The organism is Photobacterium sp. OFAV2-7, from assembly GCF_022347985.1.
Lineage (GTDB): Bacteria > Pseudomonadota > Gammaproteobacteria > Enterobacterales > Vibrionaceae > Photobacterium.
The window spans coordinates 1-4,316 of record NZ_JAKRFQ010000421.1; the positions used below are offsets into that span (position 1 = coordinate 1).

The window sequence follows — 4,316 nt, forward strand, 5'->3', positions numbered from 1 at the left end:
ACGGGAAAGACATTGATTTGGGTAAGAACGGGATGTTGAGGGTTAGGTGTTTGTTGCGACTGAACCGGGGACCCGGCAGAGGTTGACTTGCTCACGGCGACTGTCCTTGAATTGTTATTTTTCATATGCTTCGGGTTGTATTTTACCAGAGCATATATACCCAAACTACCTCAAGATACTTGGTTCAGCGAGAATTACTTGGCTTCTAGGCTAGGCACCGATTAGAAAATCTAGTGGCTCTAAATTAATAATCGGTAACAACGCATAGAAGCCAAGTAAGCTCGCCCTCTGGGAGTGAGCCAGCAAGCTCATTTCTATGTCAAATAACGTTGAAAGGGATCACCATTCCTACCGTTATTTTCCTTGAACTGAACCTGCTGGCCTCACTCTGAATTCTGCATCTTGAGGTAGTTTGGGTATAGAGGAAAATGAGAACAGAGAGCGATCTGGACAGAAAAAAGCGCCTCGTGGGGGGCGAGGCGCTTGAGGGGGATTATGATTGTTGCTAACGGTAATTAGCTATTTTCTGCCAGCAGGAACAGGTTGCTCGGGTTAATAGTCAGATAGGCATGATCTGACAGGTTGGCATCGAACTGCGAGGAGTTGAGCTGCAGCAGCAGTTCCTGATCATGCCAGCGCACCGAAACTTCATACATGGATCCCATGTATACCACACTCTCAACGATGCACTGTTGACAAGGTTCGCCTTCGTGGGCCAGTAAAATAGCCTCAGGTCGAACACCAATCTTGTAGTTACCTGGTGCCTTGCCATCAACAACACTTGGATCTGCCGGAACTTTGTAGCCGTTGATATCAATATACTGGCCGTCATAGCTTCCGGAAAAGATGTTGGCATCTCCCATAAAGTTCGCCATAAACATTGAAGCCGGAGACTTATACAGCTCATCTGGCGTGCCCTGCTGCATGATATCGCCGTCTTTCATGACGATAACCGTGTCGGAAACTGCGAAGGCCTCGGTTTGGTCGTGAGTTACATAAAGCGAGGTGATGTTGAATCTTTGCTGCAGTTCACGGATCGTTTCCCGCATATTACGGCGCAGGTTGGCATCAAGGTTACTCAACGGCTCGTCAAACAACAGCACTTTCGGTTTGAGGACAAGGGCACGGGCCAGGGCAACACGCTGCTGCTGGCCGCCTGAGATCTGGTCAACAAAGCGATCGCCGAACCCTTCCAGATCGACCAGCTTCAGGGCCTCGTCGACGCGTTGCTTAATTTCGTCGGCAGGCAGTTTAAGCATTTTCAGACCGTAGCCGACATTGTCATGTAGCGACATATGCGGGAACAGTGCATAAGACTGGAACACCATACAGATGTCACGGTGCTGGATGGAGGTGTTGGTGACATCCTCGCCGTCGATATAAATCTGGCCGCTGGTCGGTTTCTCCAAACCGGCTACCAGACGAAGTACGGTGGTTTTACCGCAACCGGAAGGGCCGAGCAGGGTAACCAGGCTACCTTTTTTGATTTCGAGATCAAGGTCGCCAATTACCGTGTTGTCGCCAAAGCGCTTGCAGACATTTTTAAGTACTACAAAGTTGTCATTTGCCATGGGAAGTGTCTCCAGTTGTTATTCTTGGTTGTTGGCTCTTGAGCGCGAAACACGGGCTTCGCCGACAAGGAAATCAAAAGTTAGGATGATGCCGAGCATTACGAAAATCAGAATCGAACCATAGGCGATGGCAATGCCGTATTCACCGTCTTCGACGCGGTTAAGGATGTACGAGGTTGCTACGCGGGTTTCCGGTGTGACCAGGAAGATAATCGCACTGACGGTGGTCATGGCACGGACGAAGCTGTAGATCAGCGTCGATAGGATAGCCGGGCGCAGTAGCGGGATCAGGATATGGGTAATGGTTTTGAACGAGTTGGCACGTAGACTGAGCGAGGCCTCGTCGAGCGATTTATCCAGCTGTCCCAGACCGGCGACCCCGGCACGAATACCGACAGGCACGTTACGCATAACCATAGAGATCACCACGATAGCCGCGGTGCCCGTCAGGTAGACCGGCGCATCGTTGAATGCCAGGATGTAGGAGACACCGGCAACGGTACCCGGTACGGCGAAACATAGCATGGTGGCAAACTCGATGACTTTTTTGCCGTGGAACTGCTGGCGTACCACGATGTAGGCAATCAGCAGGCCGAACAGTGCCGTGATAGGAGCCGCAATACCGGCGTAAGTCATGGTGGTGATGAGAGACGGCCACGCACCTTCACCCATACCCATACCGAACAGGTTGATGTAGTTATCTAATGTCAGACTGTAGTCCACACCCCAGTTCACAGTGAAGCTACCGTAAACAATGCTGCCGTACAGCAATACATTGAATGCCATCCAGAAGTACAGGGTACCGGTAACACCGTGTTTCAGTGATGTCGGCAGTGGCTGAACATCACCGCGATAGGATTTACCGGAAATGGTGACGTAGGAGCGCTTGCCGATCCAGACATACTGGATCACGAAGATAGCCAGTGAGAACAATAGCAGTACTGCGCCCAGGGTACTGGCAGAGGCGTAGTCGAGCTGTGCGCCGGCAATGTAGAAGTAGATCTGGGTAGCCAGTACATCGAAGCTACCGCCCAGTACCAATGGGTTACTGAAGTCGGCCAGTGACTGGACGAAGATAATAAGGAAAGAGTTGGCCAGGGCTGGTTTTAGCAGCGGCATGACGATTTTGAAGAAGGTCTGGTAGCGATTGGCGCGCAGGGTATAGGACGCTTCTTCCAGTGACGGATGCAGCGATTTCATTGCTCCGTCGAGGATCATGAAAGACATCGGCGCGAAAGCCAGTACCTGCGCCATCCAGATCCCGGTAAAGCCGTACAGCCAGTTGGTCTGCTGCAGGCCAAACCAGTCGACCATCAGCTCGGTAATGTAACCTGAGCGACCCAGCATAAGAGTTACACCAAGGCCGACAACAAACGGCGGTGTTACGATAGGCAGGATAGAAAAAATTCGGGCGATGAACGCTGAACGCTTGGCGATTCGGGTGGTATATATCGCAAAGATCAGGCCGAAGAAGGTTGCCGTGATCCCGACCGAGGTGCCAAGCGTTATCGAGTTAAGAATGATTTGGACGATCTGCGAACGGGTCAGAATATCGATGAACTGCCACATCACGAAGTTGCCCATGTCGTCTTTGAACATAGGAACAAAAATGGCGATGCTCGGATAGATAATAAAGACAGAGATCAGCGATACGATACTAACAAGCGCGCCGATGACGAAGACATCACCGCCCAGGTATTCCAATCGCGCGAGTGCCAGAGTGAGCACGCAGCCAAGCGCAATAAACAGAATAATCGTGGCATAGCCTAGCCCCTGCTCTGTGTACCAGGATGTGATCAGGGTAAAGAGCATACAGAAGCTGGTGTAGCCGATGTCGAAGTGATGGCGCTTTTTGGCATATTTGTTCTGCGCCTTGAACGGGCGGATCAATAGCGCTAACGGCAGGGCGAACCACAGCCATGAAATGTTCATGCTGCTCCAGCCCATAGCATCTTTGAACTCCTGCGAGGTAGATTCAAAAACCCCGTAATCCAGGGCGAAGGATGGCAGTAACACGAAAGCCCCGACTAGCGCGATTATCCAATAAAAGACCGGATCACGCTGTTCTGAACTTTGGAGCTGTCTTGACGGGATGTCAGCTGCTAAGTCATTCATTGTTCAGTACCAATTTAGTTGTTTGATTTTATTTTTGTTGCTGTTTTTATTGCAGTTTTGTCGCAGTTCTTATTGTTTAATAAACTGTAATTAGTGGATTTCAGGGGGCACGAAGCCCCAAGAAACCTTCTTGTGAGTTAATTGGTTGAAAATGAGCAGCAGGGATTTGCTGCTCATGATTAAGGGGTTGCCAGGAGAATTATTCGCCCATCTTAACGACGTTCACCCATTTGTTGATCAGACGCTTACGTTCATTTGAAGAACCATAGGTTTCCATGTCGTAGTTGATCAGAGACAGCTTCTTCGGATCCAGTGCGTTTGGCGACTGCTCTGCCTGGGTGTTGGTCAGGATCTGGAATGACTTACCTTTCTGCCATGCCAGCTGCTGGCCTTCTTTAGACAGTACCCAGTCAACGAATAGCTTGGCGTTGTCCATGTTACGTGCACCCTTGATGATGCTGACACCGCCAATTTCGTAGCCAGTGCCTTCACATGGTGAGATCAGCTCAAGTGGCGCGCCTTTGGACTGCTCCAGTGAGTAATCGTGCAGGAAGCCGATACCAATCGCGATCTCGCCGCGGGCAGAGTTGCGTGATGGTGTTACACCGGATTTGGTGTACTGGGAAATGT

At 50.6% G+C, this 4,316-nt stretch carries 2 protein-coding genes and 1 pseudogene; all 3 read right to left on the bottom strand.

Annotated elements, in window-relative coordinates; translation table 11 throughout:
* Positions 1 to 515 precede the first annotated feature (515 nt).
* Positions 516 to 1,571, bottom strand: a complete 1,056-nt coding sequence (gene fbpC / locus MHN01_RS18095; RefSeq protein WP_239412618.1) for a ferric ABC transporter ATP-binding protein — start codon at positions 1,569 to 1,571, stop codon at positions 516 to 518.
* A gap of 18 nt (positions 1,572 to 1,589) precedes the next feature.
* Complete coding sequence (locus MHN01_RS18100) at positions 1,590 to 3,686, bottom strand: iron ABC transporter permease (protein ID WP_239412619.1); 2,097 nt, start codon at positions 3,684 to 3,686, stop codon at positions 1,590 to 1,592.
* Between the two features lie 199 nt (positions 3,687 to 3,885).
* A pseudogene (locus tag MHN01_RS18105) lies at positions 3,886 to 4,316 on the bottom strand (extracellular solute-binding protein); the annotation flags it as partial.